Raw genomic sequence first — 17,470 nt, forward strand, 5'->3', positions numbered from 1 at the left:
GGAGAGGCTCCAGAGCGAGAGCGCCTACCGCTCACCAGCAAATCGCTCGCCGAGGAACTGGCTTTAATCCACATTCTGGGTTGGAGAGTGGAGAGCGCAATCTACTCGGTGGAGTACTCCAGGTGGGGTGAGCGTCGGCAGAAATGGATTTTGCACTCGACGATGCCTTTTGGGTAATCGGGGACGGCCTTAGGACGGAGGACCACGATGGCTTGGATGGCCGCAATTTGCCCGATTACAGATGAGCAGGCGCTCGTTAATTCGGAGACAGTTGGTGACATCCGGGAGTTTCGCTGTCCGAGTTGCGGCGACTTCAAAATCACGAACTCGGCCACCGCGATGTTCAAAGGCCTATCGGCAGAACAGAAGTTGGAGCGCTTCGAATACGCTAGAGCAATCGCGGGCGACAACGCGATCACAGTGACGACGGAACATGGATCTATCGATACCGAAGATCAATAGAATACCCGCCCGATAAGCCGGTTCCCAGCGCATCTCCTCACTTGCTGCCCTGAGACCATTTGACTGCCGGTCCAGGTAGTGGGCAGTTTGAAGGTAGAAGCTCACGTCAACATGGCCAGACCATTTTTACACTGCCGATCTGCGCGGCCAGCAACGCCTCTCGTGAGGGGCAAGGCATGGGCATCAAACGTCTCGGACCGGTCGGCAGCGTAAGGCTGGTTGCCTATGATCCCCTACCGGCGAATGGAACCAGATCTGCCACAGCGCGTCATAGAAGCAGATCAGGTGCGATTTAACGTAAGGAGTGAAATCGATGATCAGGCTCCTTCTCCTCCTCGCCATTGCACTCGCCTTCGCATGCGGCGGGACGGAGGCGGCCAAGCTGGACCTAGCCGCGGTAAATCAGGCGCAATTCTCCGCCGGCGATCCAAAAGGGCTCGATCCTGCCGTGCTGAAGGCGCAAATTTTTTTGGATCGTGCGCGCTTCTCACCGGGGCTCATCGACGGCCGCCTTGGAGAGAACTTCGCCAAGGCGGTCAAGGCCTTCCAGGCGTCGAACGGACTGGCGCCAGATGGCAAGCTCACCCAGGCGACTTGGGACAAGCTGATGGCAACCTCCACCAGCCCAGCTCTGATCACCTATGAACTGACCCGCAAAGATGTACGCGGCCCCTTCACCAAACGCATTCCGGGGCGCATGGAGAGGATGGCTCGCCTGAGAAGGCTTGGCTATCACGACTCGATCGAGAAGCTGGCGGAGCGCTTCCATGTGAGCGAACCATTGCTCAGGAGGCTAAACCCAGGCACCGGATTCAGGAAAGCTGGAACCACGCTGCTGGTACCAGATGTTGGCCGGGGTGAACCTCCCGCCACCATTGCCGGCGTCGAAGTCGACAAAGGCGCTCATCAGGTGCGCGTGCTCGACCCCTCCAATAAAGCGCTTGCCGTCTACCCTGCCTCGATCGGGAGCGACGAGAAGCCGGCACCAAGTGGGCAGGCAGAGATCCAAAGGGTGGTGCACAACCCGACCTATCACTACGATCCCGATTTTGCATTCAAGGGAGTCAAAACCAAGCGGCCCTTCACCATTGCTGCCGGCCCTAACAATCCCGTGGGATCAATCTGGATCGACCTCTCCATCGAAAGCTACGGCATTCACGGCACGCCCGAACCCGGCAAGATCGGGAAGACCTTCTCTCACGGCTGCATCAGGCTAACGAACTGGGATGCCGAGGACCTCGCCTCAATGGTGCACAAACATATGAAGGTGACTTTCAAGGACGAGTGACGCAAGCCGTCGCATCCCTCGATGTCGCCGAAACAAGATGTCCGTCGGTGCCCGTGACAATCGCATCCTGCGACCCGTTGGCCGATCAGCGCGTGCTTCGGGTTCGGGGTGCAACATCAAGCGGCGCCATTTGCACGGATGGCGGCGAACCAACCACCATGGCGGGGGCGCCAGATTGCTCACCACGTTGGCTCTCTACTTCGCGGCTAATACCTTGTTGAGCAGCTTGCATCTCCGGAACGGTGAAAACCGGGACCTCGCCCTTGAAACCCTGGAGCTCAAAGGCGCCCGCCTGGACGACCGGCATCGATGCTCCTGCCGCAAAGCCGGGTCCAAGCACCAGGGGGATGCCCAGCTTCTTGGTCGTCGATTCGAGCCGTGCCGCGCGGTTCACGGGGGAGCCGATCGCGGTGTAATCGAAGCGCCGTTCGGAGCCGAAATTGCCTACCGAGCAGATGCCGGTCTCGATGGCGACGCCGATTTCGATGGAGCGATGGCCATCCGCGGTGAAGGCGGCGTCTTCGCGCCTCACCCGCTCGATAAGGGCCAGGCCCGCGTCGAGCGCACGCTCACGATGATCGGGTTGATCTAGCGGTGCGTTCCAGAAGGCCAGCACCGCATCGCCCATGAACTTGTCGATGGTGCCGTCGCGCTTGAGGATCTCATCGGTCGCAATGCCGAGGAAATGGTTGACCACCTTGGCGATCTCTTGGGTGTCGAGCTGTTCGCTCATGGTCGTGAAGCCACGTATGTCGCTGATCAAAATTGTGATCTCGCGCTTCTCGCCGGACAGGATTGCCTCGGTGTCCGAGCTTGCGAGGCGCTGCACCACGGAGGGCGACAGATATTGGGAGAACTGTCGCGTCAGGGTGGACCGGCGCTGCTCGCTGCGCCTGTAGAGGACATAGCCTTCGAAGCCCGCAACCATGATGGTTGCAAGCGCCGGCTGCAGCGGGTCATAGAGTGCACCCTGCAGGCTGTACTCGAGAGCGCCGAACACGAACGGCGTGACGGCCAGCAGCGCCAGGGAGATGGCGCCAAGCACGACACGCCCGGCGAGCACTCCAGAAAGCCCGATGAAAACGACGGCACTGAGGAGAAACCAGAGCCGCTCGAGCATACGCGCGTGCGCTGGCTCTGCCAGGAAGCGCCCGGCAAGCATCTGGCCGATCGCATCGGCGTGGATCTCCGCTCCTGGTCGCGCTGGACTCGTCGGCGTGGGCAGGTACTGCGTCAGGCCCACAGCCGACAGGTCGACAATGGCGATGGCGTCCCGCAGCCGCGGATCGCCATGGCCCGAAAGGATAGTGCTGGCAGACAGGCGAGGCGTGTCCGTGGCGGTTTCCCAGAGGCGGATGCTCCCCTCCGGCTCGAGCGGCACAATGGCGCCTGCCATCCTGAGTGCGTCGAACCCGGCTGCATTCATCCGGGCTGTGTAACCGTCCTGTCCAGCGTAAAGGCGCAGGAGCTCGAGTGCGAAAGACGGCCACAGCTGCGCGCGTTGAGGGGTATTGCGAAGCCAGAGCAGCGGCACATGGCGCAGTACGCCGTCGGGATCGGGCAAGGTGCGAATCACGCCGAGGCCTGCGGCGGCGTTCGAGAATTCGGCAAGCGAGCCGGTAAGACCGGTGAAGCCGGGAAGTGTATCGGGCACTTGCCCGACGATCGACCAGCCGGCTTTGGGTTCTGCTTCTGATACCGTCGCTTCATTGCCCAGGCTGACGGCAAGCGCCGTTCGACTTTTGGACAGCGCCGCTGCCAGGCGCTTGTCTCCGGCGATGCCCTCAGGCGAGGTGTCAGCCTCGGGGAGTACCAGCGCAAGCCCGACCACCGCCGCACCGGATTGCGTGATGCCATCGACCAGATCGGCCAAGAGGCCACGGTTCCAGGGCCATCGCCCATGTGCCTTGAGGCTGGCGTCGTCTATCGAGACGATCACGACAGGATTGCTCGTCGCCTGACGTGGGGCGAGAAACTGATAGAAGTCGTACGTCCGCTCACGCAGGCGCGACAACGGCCCGTCAAAAGCCAAATGGCAAGCGAGCAGCAGGAGCACGACCACAAGGCCGGATATTTTGCGCCTGCCGGCTTGCCGCCAATCAGCCCAGCGCCTACCGACCGAGTGGCTCATCTCGTGCAGCCAGGCCTAATCGCAGTTGTAGTAGTAGCAGCAACCCTCACCCTCACACTCGCCCCGCCGCCCCCCGCTGCCCGCAGGTGGCGTTGGGCTGTCAGGGAATTCCATGACCACTCCTGGCAGTGCGCCGTCCCTGGACCCGCAGACTTTGAGCGAGGAGCCTAGAGCCGACGCACAAATTGCGCTTACGTCCAACCCAGGACCCGGTGCGCCCGGCAGGCCGGTTCCCGCTATCCGGTCGATACTGTCCAAGATCGGGAAGGCGTCGATGCCGCCGTAGCCGGCCAGAAGCTTGCCATCGTCCGACGTGCAGGCGTAGCCCGGGTTCGTGATGACCAGCCGTTTGCCATTGATCGTGCAGGTCATGCGGCCGGCGCGCAATATGCCGACGGTCTGGCCGGCTGCCACCAGCACTTCGATGATGCCGCCTCTCGCTCCGAGCACCATGTGCGGCGTCGCAACCTGCATGACGCCCCCTTTCGAAACCTGGCCGCCATAAAAACGTGCCAGGCCGCTGTTCATCCCGATGTCGATCTTTCCCGACCCGGAGCCCGGATTGTAGACGAACTCATCGATCGTCAGGCTGGTGTTTGGACCAATTTTGGCGCTCGATTCATCCCGGAACACCAGCATTCCGAGACCGGTGGGATTGCTGCGCAACTGGTCGCCGAGTTCGACGCCGGCGCCAACGTTCATCGTCCCGCCGTTATTGCGGACGATGATGGTCTGATAGGCCGTCATCGACCCGACCGTCTCAGCAGCGGATGGTGCCGCGAAGGCGAGGCAGGCGATAAAAATGACGATCTGATGATACCTCATCGCGGCCTCTTTCAATTGAGCGTCAACGTATAGCTCATGAGCATTTCGAACGATTTTCGGTCGCGGTTGGCGAGGGCGAAGTTGGTTTTGCGGTAGGCGAGATCGACGCTGATCTTCTGCGCTTCCGTCAGCTGAAAATCGCTTTCCGAGGCAATTCGCCAGAAGTCGCTCTTGATATTTGTGCCGATGCCGACGGACAGATCGGGAGTGTCGCTGTGGCCGGCCGATAAGGCGATCTGGTGCGACCATGCGAAAAAATCCGGTACGTTCATCAACAGGCCGCCATAGCGGACCTCGCCCGTATAGCTGCGGCTGATTTCGCCCGATCCGGAAGCGAATTCATTCGAGCCGACAAAGCGCAAGCCGAGCGCCTGGCCATTGCGGAAGCGGTGGCTGCCGCCTGCCTCATAGAAGACCCTGCTATCCGCGAAAATGCCTTGCGAGGCGCTTAGATCGATGTAGCCGCCACCGGCGAAGAGCGTCGTCTCGACCGTCGGGCGAACGACGAAACGTCCACTGAGGCCGATACCGGTTTCGTAAATGTCGCTGTCGAAACGATCCGTAACGGTGAACGCGGAAAGCAGCAGGCGCAGCGAATCGATCCCGCTGTTGGGCAGTCCCTTGTCCCAGGTTATCGCTGCGTTGCCGTGGATAAAAGTCTTCTCGCCACCCGGAACCGACAGGTCTTCCGTGAAAAGACGCTCAGTCGCGGTCAACGACCCCGAAAGAACGAGCGCGTCGGCACTTGGCGTGCCGAGGTCCCACCGCACAAAACCTTCCGCCTGCCCGTAAGGCGAGACGAAGCTGTCGTCGTCCTGCGCCCCGCCTGGCTCAAAATCGGTGAATGCGCTGAATACGCCGCCGGTCAGGGCGAGTTCCCAGGTGACGCCACGCAACGCGCGCTCGATGCGGGCGAGCAGGCGAACAGCTTCCTGTTGCTCACTTGCGGTCAGACCTCCAACTTCGATGCCGTACTGCACCTGCCGCCGGGCCAATTCATAGGACCCGACATGATAATATAACCGGCTGGCCGCAAGCCGGGCGCGCGCATCGCGCGGGTATTGGATCAGATACTGCTCGATCGAGGAGATCGCCTGATCGTATTGCCCAGCGTTGACCGCGACCGTGACGAATTGGGCGAGCGTTCCATTGTCGGCCGGACTGGCGATGCGGGCCGCAAACGCATCGTCATAGGCCCCAAAAAGACCTTGTGCGCCGGCCGGCAACACGCCGGCACAAAGCAGCGCTGCGGCGAAGCCGAAGATCGTTCGAAACGAAGATTGCATGCCGAGAACCCACCCCAAACCCGACTAGTGCGAGGGAGTAGCACGACTGCAAGAAAAAGGCGACTGAACGATCGCCGGACTTATGCGAGTCCTCAGCAGCTGTTGCAGCTGCGCAACAAGATATCGGGTTTATTCCTATTTCGGCTGCGCTGATTGTCAAAAACTCTTCTCAACATTGCTGCACGTGATTGAAGTATTTGGCCCAAGGCTTAACAAAATCAAATCTCATCAGTAGTGGATCGCACAGCCGACAAGATTAATATTGGGTGGGCGATCCTGCGTATCTGGTCACCAGGCTTCAAGGTCACCCACGGCTTCTCCAAAGGCCTTCCGTCGCGTTTCGCAAGGGACGGAGAGCTGCCGGAGGTGCTTCTCACGAGGCGTGTGCGATTCGGCCCGGGTCTTGCAATTTCTTTGAACGCGAGGTCAGCTCATTGCCTCAACGCCCAGGGACGCGTCACCGCACGCAGCTTGCTACAGCACGAGCATGGTGGCCAGCCCCAGCATCAGGCCCATGCCTACAATATCGGTCACGGTGGTGAGGAAGATCGCCGAGGCGACCGCCGGATCGGCGCCTGCCCGGCGCAGGCCCAACGGGATCAGCACGCCGGAGATGCCGGACATGAGGCACGATCCGGACATGGCAAGCAGGATCACAAGTGCCAGCATCGGCGCCTGCGCCGCCGACGCCGGTTGCCTCGAGGCATAGAACCACATCGCCGCAGCAGCAACAACGCCGACGAGCACGCCGTTGGCGGCCGCGAGCGCGCCCTCTCTCATCACCAAGTGCAGCTTCGGTCGTTTGTCCACATCCCCCAGGGCAAGGCCACGCAGCGTCATAGCCAGTGCCTGGCAGCCGGTGTTTCCGCTCTGCCCGGCCAAGACCGGGAGAAACGCCGCCAGAGCAACGATCTTCTCGATCGTGCCTGTGAACGAACTGACCACGAATGCGGCCATGAAGGCCGTCAGGAGATTCAACTGCAGCCACGGATGACGCTTCAGGAAGGCTGAAAACAGCGGCGTAAAAGAGCGCTCCTCCTTCTGGAGGCCGACCATCTGGCCAGACTGGGCGGAAATCTCGATGATTTGCTGCTCGAACAAGCGCCAGCCGCGAACCTGCCCGAGCAGCCGGTTCTCCGCATCCACCACCGGATAGACAGGATAGTGACGCCGTACCGCCGCCTTGCATGCGTTACTCAAAGAGAGACCGACATCAAGAGCGAACGGCCTGGGCAGCATGATGTGATCGACAACCGCGTCCGGTTCGCTCAGCATCAGATCGCGCAGGACCGCCAGGCCAACCAGTTTATTGCCCTTGTCCGTGACGTAGAGATAAGTGAGCTCGGTCGGCACCTGGGCGCCTCTGACAGCTTCCACCGCGGCAGCAACCGTCGTCCCGACAGGAACGCTGGCGGGGATCGGGTCCATCACGTCGACGAGCGACTCGGGGATCGCGAAACCCATCTCACCGTCATGAGAGCTGATGGGCCGCATATGCAGTGGCAAATGCTCGGCCACCTTACGGGCGTGCCCGTCCGGCAACAGCTTTAGTGTGTCGCGGATGAACTCGGGAGACTCTCTAGCGAGCAATTCAGCTGCGTCATCAGGTGCTCGAGCACGCAGCGTGCGCACCAACTTCTGAACGCCGGTCTCTTCGTTCATTTGCTATGGCCCCCCAATTGGAAAGAGAAAAAGTTGTGAAGTATCGGATCGCACCGGGGCGGAAATACGACAGCTTCTTCCGGCCCCAGCAGTCCGCCTTGTGGTTCTCGCAAGCGCCGCCTGCACGCTCCTAGCTTGAGAAGGCAAAGCAGACGTCTACATTTTGGGCGTGCCCTCGTCAGGTCAGCATGCGAGTGTCCGCGCTATTTCCCTCGCTTTTCAACCTTTAGATTTGGGAGGTCGGGTCGCTTGGATACCACACCGGCCTCCTTCAAGGCGGTGTATCCAACCTTTTGAGGAGCTTCTCTGTTTTGGCGCGCTCCTTGTCCAGAGCGGTATCACCTTTGACCTTGGGCATCCGTCCTCTATTTGGTCGTTGTCGTTCGCCGGTAAATGAGATTGCCGGAAATGTCCCGCAGTGTCGTGCTTTGACCCGCGGCCGAGGACTGATTGAGCGCTTTGCCGCCCGGCAGCCTTTGGGCGGGAAGCGGACGGGCGGGCTATTCCTGCTGGAATTGACAGGGCCAATTTTCTGGCCTCGTCATGCCAGAAGGCAACTCGGTCCGGGCGTCCCCGCAAGCCATGTTGAGCTGCCACTGGGACAGACCCGCCGAATTGGATAGATCGAGGCCCTCGATACGGGTCAGAAAGAAAAAAGCGCCCTCAAAGTCTATCGGTGCGGTGAACTTCGCTCCTCGGAAGTCCGCCCGCGCGAGATTGGCAAACGAAAAGTGGCTGCCGCTGATATCGGCGTCATGGAACTGCGCACGCCCCAATTCCGCCTTTGTGAAATCAACATTGACCAGATTGGCGTCCTGGAAATTCGAGCGCTGCACTTCCGCGCCCGTAAACACGGCGCCCTGCGCGTCCATATGGCTGAAGTCGGTCCTGTACGCCTCGATTTTGTCGAACCGGGCGCCTTTGGCGGTCGAGCCGGCCAGGGAAGCGCGCACAAGCGTTGCCTTCTCAAAATTTGCCGCAAGGAGATTGCTGTTCCTGAGGTCGGTCGAAGTGAAATCAACACCGAACAGGTTTGCCCCGCTCAGGTCCTGTCCTTCTAGGATGAGAAGCTTTTTGTCACACTCCTGCCAATTGACGCCAGGCGTCGCGGCTGCGTAGCAATCTTGAGCGGCGGTGGCGTTTTGCCAAGCCAATACTGTGCAAACCGCCAGAACCAAGCCGGATCCGCCGTAAGCTCTGGTTCGTCTCAAAGTCATTGTTGCTGGACCCCTCTGCTACTCGTCGACAATCAGCCTTACCACATCTGCTGACACTCGAGCCACGGTAACGACCGCCGTCACAGTTGCGCATCAACGATCTGCCGATAGCCAGCAGCAGCTTGCGAAATTATCGAGAGGTGGGGAAAGGCTTTGACGGTAGAGTGCTTTTTCGCGGATGCGCATGAGCGCCTCAAGTGCACGAACGAGGAGCGTGAGCAGCGCCTGGAGGAGCTTCTGACGCTCGCGAAGGAAATGACGGGGAGCGTAGATCCGTTGGATTTCATAGAAACCTGGATATCCCCCGGCCAGAGACACCATCCAAAGTTCGGTGGTGACCCTCCCAGCGCCGGCGGGGCGGAGAGCGACAGCCTGAAGCGTGAGGCCGTGACAACCATAGTGACTGTCAACGAGCGCCTTCCCGTGGTTTGAGCCATCAGTCGTGTGAACCCATCCTGTTGCACGTCGTAGCCGCCGATTGCCGCACGAATCGCTGGAAGTCTTTCGAAGCTGAAATTCTTGGGTTACGTGTGACAGGTGGCATCCCAGAAGGTGAATCGACGAGCGGACTGACGACTATGTTGATCCAAAGGCACATACTTTCGGGAAAACGCTCAATTCACAAAACAAAGAGTTCGGCTTAAGCCGTGAGTTATTGGTGGGCCCGAAGGCGAACGGAAATTGTTGATTTTGCTGAATTTTGGTGGGCCAAAATCTGAAAGGTTCCCGTATCATTCCGTATGCTCCCGCGACCCCCAAACTGCCGACCATAGCTGACCTCGTTTTGCAAACGTTGGGGGACAGGGTCCAGAACGGCGGAAATGGGGGCGGTTGCAGATCGGCAGCTGTGGCAACAGCGCGCGACCAGCTGACGGTCTAACGCCTCGATATGGCCGATGAGACTTGGGAAGTAACAAACAAGCGGCAGCTTGCAGGCAGTTGTAATCGGTGGAATGGATTTACGAGTCGAGGCGCCGGACCAGGACGGGCTCACTTGCCTCGAAGTTCAGGCTGTTGGAATGGCGCGGAGGAACGAGTAGTGGTATCTAACGAGCCGGCGGCCCCTCGATGTTTGACCGCTCGTCCTGCAACTCTCGTATGTCGTCCCGCAAAGTGGTGGCGCTACCGACCACTTCGTTCCGCATTTTAAACAGCGTATGACTCGTTACAGTCAAATTTTTTTCTGAACTGCGAAAGGCCGACACTAGAACCGTCAAAAAATTACGCTTTTGATTTTAACGGAAAATCGCCACAAGAAATATTTTGAGGTTTCACCAGCTATCGGGATCAATATCGAGGGATTTTTGGACCTTGCGGCATTCGATGGCCTACCGAACCGCCTCAAAAAGTACCGTCACCTCTTCGGTTGACCCAGTCGTTGATCGGCCGTCATACGAGCCCTATGCTGGCACGCTGGCCAGTGAAGCAGTCGTCGGCGTTTATTCGCCGGCTCAGGGATTTATGCCCACGCTTCAGGTCGAAGAAAGGCAGGGGTGTCCGTTCCAGGCTCTTGGCAAGTGGACTAAGATTATCCTGCCGATTGTAGCTGCCAACCAAGATGTTGTCGGTCACCTCGCTGAAAAAGTACACCCAGAAATAGTCAAGCCATCAGGAGCAAATAGGTCATAAGGTGGCCTTGCGGTCCTCCTTCCCGGAGCGGTTTCGCTTGCCTGTTCAAACTCGGACGGCTGTTACCCAAAAACCGCAGTGGGTATTTTATGTGCCATTTTTGCGACATTCTATAGAATTTTGCTTGAATTCAGCGTTTTAGCGGTCACTAAATCAATAAGTGCTCCCATATTTTGCAAATTTGTGAACAATCACGGTTGAGTTGTAACGCCTGGCAATAATGGCGCAGGGGAACGTTGGGGTGGGGTGAAATGAATACGACATCTATGTCGGCGATAGGCAAGCGCCTCGGCCTGCTGACGACGGTCGCCATATTGAGTTGTGGGAATGCTCACGCGCTCACTCTCCAGGAGGCGATGGCGGTTGCGGTGGAGTCCAACCCCGAAATTGGCCAAGCGATCGAAAACCGCGAAGCAATCGAATTCGAGCTACGCCAAGCGAAGGGACTTTATCTTCCCAGCGTCGATGTCGAGGCGTCGGCGGGGGTTCGTCGTCTCGACAATTCCTCCCGGCGTTCGCTGTCCATAGAGGATGACGCGCTCTATCCAGCGGAAGCCGATGTCGTTGTCACGCAGACGCTTTATGACAGCGGCGCAAGGCGGGCGGAACTGAACCGTCAGGCGTCGCGGGTCGACGGCGCATCGTTCCGGGTGCTGGAACGGTCTGAATTCATTGGACTGTCTGTCGTCCAGGACTATCTCGAATACATGCTGCAGGCTTCGATCGTTTCAGAAGCGAAGAAGAATCTGGGCTTTCACCAGGCAATCCTCGGCGACATCCGGCAAGGTATTGCAGGCGGCGCGTTGAACGAGGCTGATCGCCAGCAGGCCGAGGAGCGGCTGTTCGCTGCCAAGGCACGTATGCAGGAGGCGACCGAAGAACTGGAGGCTTCCAAGATACGGTTCTTCAAGACGGTCGGTAAGCCGCTGACCAACGCGTCAAGGCCAGGCGATGTCTCGAGCGCGCTGCCAAGGTCGCTCGACGACGCGCTAGGGCTGGCGCGACAGAACAATCCGCGCGTCCACATGGCCAACAGCGATATCGACGCCGCCGCCTCCCTGGTGGATGCGGCGCGGGCGAAATTCGGGCCCTCCGTCATCGCCGAAGGCCGCGCCCGCGGCGGCTATGACATCGACGGCGACGATGGCGACGCCAGCGACCTGCAGGCGCGGCTGGTGCTGCGCTGGAACCTCTATCGCGGCGGCATCGACAAAGCCAACGAGCAAGAGCAGGTCCGCCGCACCAGCGAGCAGCGCCTTGTGCTGCACCAGGTTCTGCGCGAGATCGAGGAAGCCGTCCGTACGTCATGGGATCGCCGCTTCCGGCAGGCCGATCTGGCAAAGACATTGAAGCTTCAGGCTGCCGCCAACGAAAGGCTGGTGGCGTCCTATCGCGAGCAGTTCAAGGTCGGACAGCGCTCGCTGCTCGACGTGCTCGACGCGCAGAACACGCGGTTCAACACAGCTACGCTTGCCGACACCGCATCCTACGCGTCGCTTTTCGCGCAGTACCGGCTGCTGGCGGCAACCGGGCAGTTGCTGAAGACCATGAATCTTCAGCCGGCAAAACAGGCCACCGCCTATGCCAAGGCCGAGTTCAATGCGCCTGAAACGGCCGACACCGAAACGTATGCGCGCACGCCGTCGGAGCAGACGAACGATCTGCCTTTCGACATCCTCGCACCGGTAAGAAAGAAGTAGGAAGGTCAAGGACGAACGATAGTCCTGCGGGCCGATCGTGAACCCACAACCCAAAATCCTCTCCCCAAAAGAGGCGTTCAAGGCCTGCTTCTCCGCTGTTGCCGGGTACCTCGGCAGGCCGAGTTCCGAGACCGTGCTGTTTGCCGGCGTGCCGCTGTCAGACACCCGCATCGATATCGACGCCATCCGGCATCTTGCCGAACGCATCGGTCTTGAAATCACGGAATTCAGCCATCGCGACTGTCTTCGCGGACGCATCGACCTTCCCGCCATTCTGTTTCGCGTCAGCCAGTTGCCGGTTGCGCTGCTTGCCCAGACCGAGGACGGTGGATTTACGACCGCTCCCCAGGAAGACGGGCGCACCACAATCAGCAAATCCGAGTTTTCCGGAAGTTATATTAGTGGCGGCGTTTCCTTCTCGATAACCTATGCCAACGCAGTAGAGGCGATGAGCGTCGGTTCGGCGGCCAAGATCGAGCGGCGACATTGGCTGACCGGCACGATGGGGCCGTTCTGGCGCACCTATTCGAAGGTCATCCTGTCGGCGGTATTCATCAATCTGCTGGCTCTTGCCTCACCGATCTTCACCATGAACGTCTACGACAGGATCTTGCCGAACAAGGCGATATCGACGCTCTGGGTGCTGTCGATCGGGATCGGCGCGGTCATTCTGTTCGACCTGCTCTTGAAGACCGCCAGAGCGTCACTGATCGACTATGCCGGGCGCAAGGCCGATCTTCGCATCTCCTATATGCTTTTCGAGAAGGTGCTGAACTCGTCCTTGTCGGCAAGGCCCGGCTCAACCGGCGAATATGCAAATCGGGTGACCCAGTACGAGTTCGTGCGCGAGTTTTTCACGTCGAACACCATCAGCGTCTTCATCGACACAGCCTTCGTCTTCGTCTTTCTTCTTGTCATCTATGCGATAGGCGGTTGGCTGGTCGTCATACCGGCCATTGCCTTTGTCGCCTCGGTGATCGTCGGGCTGATCACGCAACGGCGCATCGGCAAACGCGTTGCCGCTTCCATGAACGAGGCTTCGCAGCGCCAGGCCCTGCTGGTGGAATCCATCTCCACGCTGGAAACGATCAAATCGCTGCGGGCAGAGGCGTACCTTCTGCGAAAATGGGCGGAGCATTCCAAGAACGCATCCAACACGTCCGAGAAGATCAAACAGCTTTCGGCTGCCGCCGGCAACATAACGCAAGCCATCCAGCAGATAGTCACCGTCGCCTTGATCGTGGCCGGCGCCTATGCCTTTTCGGAAGGGCATGTCTCGACCGGCGCCATCATCGGCACCGTCATGCTGGCGGGCCGGGCGGTGGCCCCGCTTGGGCAGATTGCGATCACCTTGTCCAGACTTCGCCAGGCGATGCTGTCCCTGCGAATGGTGAATTCGATCATGGCGCAGCCTGAGGATCGGCCGGACACGGTTGGTTTCGTCAACCGCCCCATTCGCAACGGTGCAATGGCATTCAGGAATGTCGGCTTTGTCTACCCGGGTTCCGAAAACGAAGTGCTGACCGGCCTGAATTTCTCGGTGAAGCCCGGTGAGCGGATTGGCATCATCGGCCGCATAGGCTCGGGAAAGACGACCATGGGGAGGCTGATCGGCAGGCTTTTCCTGCCGACCTCCGGCGAGCTGCTGCTGGACGGGATCGACATCCGCCAATACCACCCATCTGAGGTTCGCGCCGCGGTCGGGATCGTCGCGCAAGCCAACGATCTATTTTCCGGCACCATCAAGGAAAATCTCCTGATGGCGTGCCCGGAGGCGACCGATGAGCAGATCGTCGAGGCGGCCAAGGCTGCCGGCGTCGACGACTTCGTCTCCCGCCATCCGCGAGGCTACGACATGAATGTCGGCGAGCGCGGCACCAATCTCTCGGGCGGTCAGAGGCAGACAATGGCAATTGCCCGCCTGTTGCTGACCAAACCGAAAATCGTGTTCCTGGACGAGCCGTCCGGCTCGATGGATCTGGCTTCCGAGCGCCAGCTGATCAAGCAGCTCAAAGTGGCTTTCGATCGCAACACGACCCTGATCGTATCGACGCACCGCTTCAGCATGCTCGAGCTGGCCGACCGCCTGATCGTCATCGAGCAGGGCAAGATCGTTGCCGATGGACCGAAAGACCAAGTGATACAAGCGCTGCAGAAAACAAGCGCCTGACGAACAGAATTATGCGTGAACACAGCACGTTGGGACGTGGTAAATGCTAGCCAGGGAAGACCGTCCGCCGCTTTTTGCGTCGGCTTCGATATTCATTATCGGGGCGCTTTTTGCGAGTTCGGTAGCCTGGGCATCCTTCGCCGAGGTCGATGAAATCGCACGCGGCGACGGCAAGATCATACCGGCGTCGAAGACCCAGATCATCCAGGCCAGCGAGCCGGGCGTGGTTCAGGAAATCGCCGTGACGATCGGTCAGGTCGTCAAGAAGAATGACCTCATCATTCGTCTCGACAACACCTTCAACACTTCCAGCCTTGGCGAGCAGCAGGCCAAGGCGCGGGCGCTGCAGACGCGCATTGCACGGCTCCAATTCGAACAGACCGGAAGTCTAGAGGGCGCGTTTCCCTGCCCGCCCGAGATTCAGAAGGTGGCGCCGGAAATCTGCGACAACGAGCAGAAGCTGCTAATCGCGCGGCGCGACAACTTCGAAGTCAAACTGTCGGTTCTCAAGTCGCGCCTCGATCAGCGTGAGAAGGAACTCGACGAAGCCAACGCCAATGCCGATCGCCTCACCAAGAACCTGGCCGTCAGCGACCAGGAGGCGAAGCTGGTCGAAGCGATGGTCAAGAAGGGCCTGATGGCGCGAACCGAGCAGCTCCGCGTCGAGCGCGAGCAGACCGAGCTCAATGGTCAGCTGACGCTTGCCGGAGAGACCATCAAGAAAGCCAGGTCTGCCATCACGGAAGCCAAGCTTCAGGTCGACGAACTTGGCCTCCAGCTGCAACAGGAAGCGCTCAGCGATCTGACGCAGGCGCTGGCCGATCTCTCGGTGGTGGACGAGACGATACGCGGTGCCACCGACAAGGTGGCGCGTACCGATATCCGTTCGCCTGTCGATGGTATCGTCAACACGCTTGACATCAACACGGTCGGCGCCTTCGTCCAGCCCGGCGCGGTCGTCGCGGGTATCGTGCCGACGTCCGAGACCCTGCTGGTCGAAGCCCGGGTCTCACCGCGGGACGTCGCCTTCATCCGGCCGGGCCAGGATGCCCTGATCAAGGTGACCGCCTATGACTTCTCGATTTTCGGCGGCATCGAAGGCAAGGTCTCGAACATCACTGCCGACAGCCTGGTCGACCAGAAGACCGGCGAACCCTATTATCAGGTCCGTGTCGCCACCGACAAATCGACGCTGACACGCGACGGCAAGACCTATTCGATCATCCCCGGCATGATCTGTTCGGTCGACATCAAGACCGGACGCAAAACGATTCTCACCTACCTTATGAAGCCGATCAACAAGGCGCGAGAGGAGGCAATGAGTGAGCGATAGCGCGGTCTCCCTTCCTGCCGATCGCGACCGGCTGCTGCCACCGCTGGCGGCAGAGGATTTCGGACTGGAGTTCCGGGTTGTGGCGCGTGGCGGCATGCGCCGCGGCATTCGTCTGGAACGGGCGTTCTGGACATCGCTGAAGCAGATGGCGGAAAGCCGCAAATGCACGATCGGCACACTGATCGAGGAAATTGCAGAGAGCCACGCCAACGCCGGAAACCTGACATCGGCAATTCGCGTAGCCTGCATGCGTGGATTGGCCGACCAAAACCTCACCTTGCAGAGGCTCGCGTCGATCAAGACCATCAGCGCCATTCTCGTCGCCTGTCCCTCGCCGGCCTTTGCCCTGGCATCGTCGAAGAAGATCCTGACCTTCAACGCGCCGTTCCAGCAACTGGTGCGGCGGCAATTGCCGGTGGCGCCGAACGAGGACGCGCGCCAGGATCTCAAGCTGGCGCTGGACCTCAATGTCGCCGACATATTCGCTAGGCTCGACGCCAATGGCGAGACGCCGGTCGCGACCGGTTTCGTCATAGGCGCCGGCGACCGCCGCTACCGCGGTCAACTGAGCGCGGTGCGGGCGCCGGTGGTCGAGCCGGAACTGCTGATGGCGTTCGTCTTCGGCGGCTAGAGCAATTCCGGGAAAAGTGTGAGCGGTTTTCGTGGAAAATTGCGTCAAACAAGAGATAGAGCGCTCAAGACTCTCTGATGGGAGCTTACGGCTGCACACCTTCACCAGGCGCGACCGTCGAAAGGCCGCCCTTGATATCGGCTATTTGAGCAGAACCGGTCTTCGCGCCATGGATCCACGCGCGATCGGTGCTGAACGAATACAGCGGCACGTAGGTCGGCAGGTCTGTGTCGCGGGAAACTACATTGCTCAAACTGTCGAGAATGAAGACGCCGCTGCCGGTGCTGACCGACAGCACGGCATGAAAGAAACCGCGCTTGCGATCCTGCAAGACGACCAGCGACATGCTCTGCGCCGGGATGCCTGCATGCAGCAGCGCGGCCATCTTGAGGATGGCGAAATCCTCGCAGTCCCCTGCCCGCCGCTCAAGGATTTCCCGGGGCTTGGCCCAGTAGTCGAGCTTGCCGTAAACCACGCTGTCCTTCTTGTAGGCGATGGCGCGATTTATACTTGAGTTGACGAAGGACAACTTGTCGATGAAGCGCTTGTTCCCGGCTGCCTTGACTATCTCGGCAAAGGCGCTGTTCTTGCGTTCGCACGCGCTGCTCGCGGTACAGTCGACAATTGCCTTGTAGACCGGCGCCCAGCGCGCCGAAACCGGGAAATTGCGCATCGACAGGGCAACAGAACCGAACACGCCGGGAATGATCGCCGCCGTCTGGATCAGGTCGATCCCGGCGGCGGGCGGCGCGATCGAAGAACCACGCTTTTCATCAACGGCAACAGAGCTGCTGAAAATCATGCCGATCCGGTAGGCTGAAACCGGCTGCCATGGCTGCGGCCGAGCCAGCGAAACGCCGCCGAGACTGGACGGGGTTTCGACCGCCGCCAGAACTCCAGCGGCAGCGCCGGCATTCACGGCAATTGCTTTCGCGGATGATGGCTGCGGCAGGCTTGCAATCGCCATTGCCAGCAGGAGGAGCCTGAGCCCGGTTATTCCCAGGGCAGATTTTTCTTTTTTCATGACGCCCACCTCTTGACTGTGGACGGTACCAATATTGTCTCAAATTACTGGAAAGGAAGGTGGATAAGTTTCCTTCAATCGGGAATACCTATTTTGTGTAAAACTTTATTCA

The 17,470-nt window shown here is 59.7% G+C and carries 12 protein-coding genes; 6 read left to right on the forward strand and 6 right to left on the reverse strand.

Translation table 11 applies throughout. The annotated features are described in order from the left end of the window. Window positions 1–207 precede the first annotated feature (207 nt). Both NLY44_RS13885 and NLY44_RS13890 read left to right on the forward strand, forming a co-directional pair. Window positions 208–462, forward strand: coding sequence for a hypothetical protein (locus NLY44_RS13885; RefSeq protein WP_023699977.1), 255 nt, complete (start codon window positions 208–210; stop codon window positions 460–462). 313 nt (window positions 463–775) lie between these two features. Next, on the forward strand, window positions 776–1,750 hold the full coding sequence (locus NLY44_RS13890; RefSeq protein ID WP_023691458.1) for a L,D-transpeptidase family protein: 975 nt from the start codon (window positions 776–778) through the stop codon (window positions 1,748–1,750). A gap of 85 nt (window positions 1,751–1,835) precedes the next feature. Here the strand turns inward: NLY44_RS13890 and NLY44_RS13895 are convergent, their stop codons facing one another. From NLY44_RS13895 to NLY44_RS13915, 5 genes are all read right to left on the reverse strand, one after another. Next, the gene (locus NLY44_RS13895; protein ID WP_198028950.1) at window positions 1,836–3,806 is read right to left on the reverse strand and encodes a CHASE2 domain-containing protein; all 1,971 of its coding nucleotides are present in this window, start codon (window positions 3,804–3,806) and stop codon (window positions 1,836–1,838) included. A 90-nt stretch (window positions 3,807–3,896) separates the two neighbouring features. Continuing rightward, on the reverse strand, window positions 3,897–4,721 hold the full coding sequence (locus NLY44_RS13900) for a FecR family protein (RefSeq protein ID WP_023687780.1): 825 nt from the start codon (window positions 4,719–4,721) through the stop codon (window positions 3,897–3,899). Then, window positions 4,718–5,935, reverse strand: coding sequence for a tetratricopeptide repeat protein (locus NLY44_RS13905; protein WP_198028949.1), 1,218 nt, complete (start codon window positions 5,933–5,935; stop codon window positions 4,718–4,720). Before NLY44_RS13905 ends, NLY44_RS13900 begins: the two co-directional genes overlap by 4 nt. A 531-nt stretch (window positions 5,936–6,466) precedes the next feature. Continuing rightward, window positions 6,467–7,654 (reverse strand): magnesium transporter, encoded by a 1,188-nt coding sequence (locus NLY44_RS13910; protein ID WP_031201438.1) that lies wholly within the window; start codon window positions 7,652–7,654, stop codon window positions 6,467–6,469. Window positions 7,655–8,154: 500 nt separating this feature from the next. After that, window positions 8,155–8,871, reverse strand: a complete 717-nt coding sequence (locus NLY44_RS13915) for a pentapeptide repeat-containing protein (RefSeq protein ID WP_023691463.1) — start codon at window positions 8,869–8,871, stop codon at window positions 8,155–8,157. A gap of 1,880 nt (window positions 8,872–10,751) precedes the next feature. Here NLY44_RS13915 and NLY44_RS13920 point away from each other — a divergent pair. From NLY44_RS13920 to NLY44_RS13935, 4 genes are read left to right on the forward strand one after another with little or no spacing between them, the layout of a single operon-like run. Further along, complete coding sequence (locus NLY44_RS13920) at window positions 10,752–12,200, forward strand: TolC family protein (RefSeq protein WP_023681072.1); 1,449 nt, start codon at window positions 10,752–10,754, stop codon at window positions 12,198–12,200. Between the two features lie 37 nt (window positions 12,201–12,237). Then, window positions 12,238–14,370: a type I secretion system permease/ATPase gene (locus NLY44_RS13925; protein ID WP_031201434.1), complete on the forward strand. Its 2,133-nt coding sequence runs from the start codon at window positions 12,238–12,240 to the stop codon at window positions 14,368–14,370. Window positions 14,371–14,413: 43 nt separating this feature from the next. Continuing rightward, window positions 14,414–15,703 (forward strand): HlyD family type I secretion periplasmic adaptor subunit, encoded by a 1,290-nt coding sequence (locus NLY44_RS13930; protein ID WP_023691466.1) that lies wholly within the window; start codon window positions 14,414–14,416, stop codon window positions 15,701–15,703. After that, a complete protein-coding gene (locus tag NLY44_RS13935; protein ID WP_023681069.1) occupies window positions 15,693–16,334 on the forward strand; it encodes a ribbon-helix-helix domain-containing protein in 642 nt (213 codons plus the stop codon). Before NLY44_RS13930 ends, NLY44_RS13935 begins: the two co-directional genes overlap by 11 nt. A gap of 85 nt (window positions 16,335–16,419) precedes the next feature. On the opposite strand, the gene NLY44_RS13940 is transcribed toward NLY44_RS13935, so the two are convergent. Further along, window positions 16,420–17,358: a transglutaminase-like cysteine peptidase gene (locus tag NLY44_RS13940; protein ID WP_023696389.1), complete on the reverse strand. Its 939-nt coding sequence runs from the start codon at window positions 17,356–17,358 to the stop codon at window positions 16,420–16,422. Window positions 17,359–17,470: the final 112 nt, after the last annotated feature.

Source organism: Mesorhizobium sp. C089B, assembly GCF_030323125.1.
In the GTDB taxonomy this organism is placed as follows: domain Bacteria; phylum Pseudomonadota; class Alphaproteobacteria; order Rhizobiales; family Rhizobiaceae; genus Mesorhizobium.

Coding starts and splice junctions, on each gene's coding strand:
- NLY44_RS13885 (WP_023699977.1), top strand. CDS start 208: ATGGCTTGGATGGCCGCAATTTGCCCGATTACAGATGAGCAGGCGCTC.
- NLY44_RS13890 (WP_023691458.1), top strand. CDS start 776: ATGATCAGGCTCCTTCTCCTCCTCGCCATTGCACTCGCCTTCGCATGC.
- NLY44_RS13910 (WP_031201438.1), bottom strand. CDS start 7,654: ATGAACGAAGAGACCGGCGTTCAGAAGTTGGTGCGCACGCTGCGTGCT.
- NLY44_RS13915 (WP_023691463.1), bottom strand. CDS start 8,871: ATGACTTTGAGACGAACCAGAGCTTACGGCGGATCCGGCTTGGTTCTG.
- NLY44_RS13920 (WP_023681072.1), top strand. CDS start 10,752: ATGAATACGACATCTATGTCGGCGATAGGCAAGCGCCTCGGCCTGCTG.
- NLY44_RS13930 (WP_023691466.1), top strand. CDS start 14,414: ATGCTAGCCAGGGAAGACCGTCCGCCGCTTTTTGCGTCGGCTTCGATA.
- NLY44_RS13940 (WP_023696389.1), bottom strand. CDS start 17,358: ATGAAAAAAGAAAAATCTGCCCTGGGAATAACCGGGCTCAGGCTCCTC.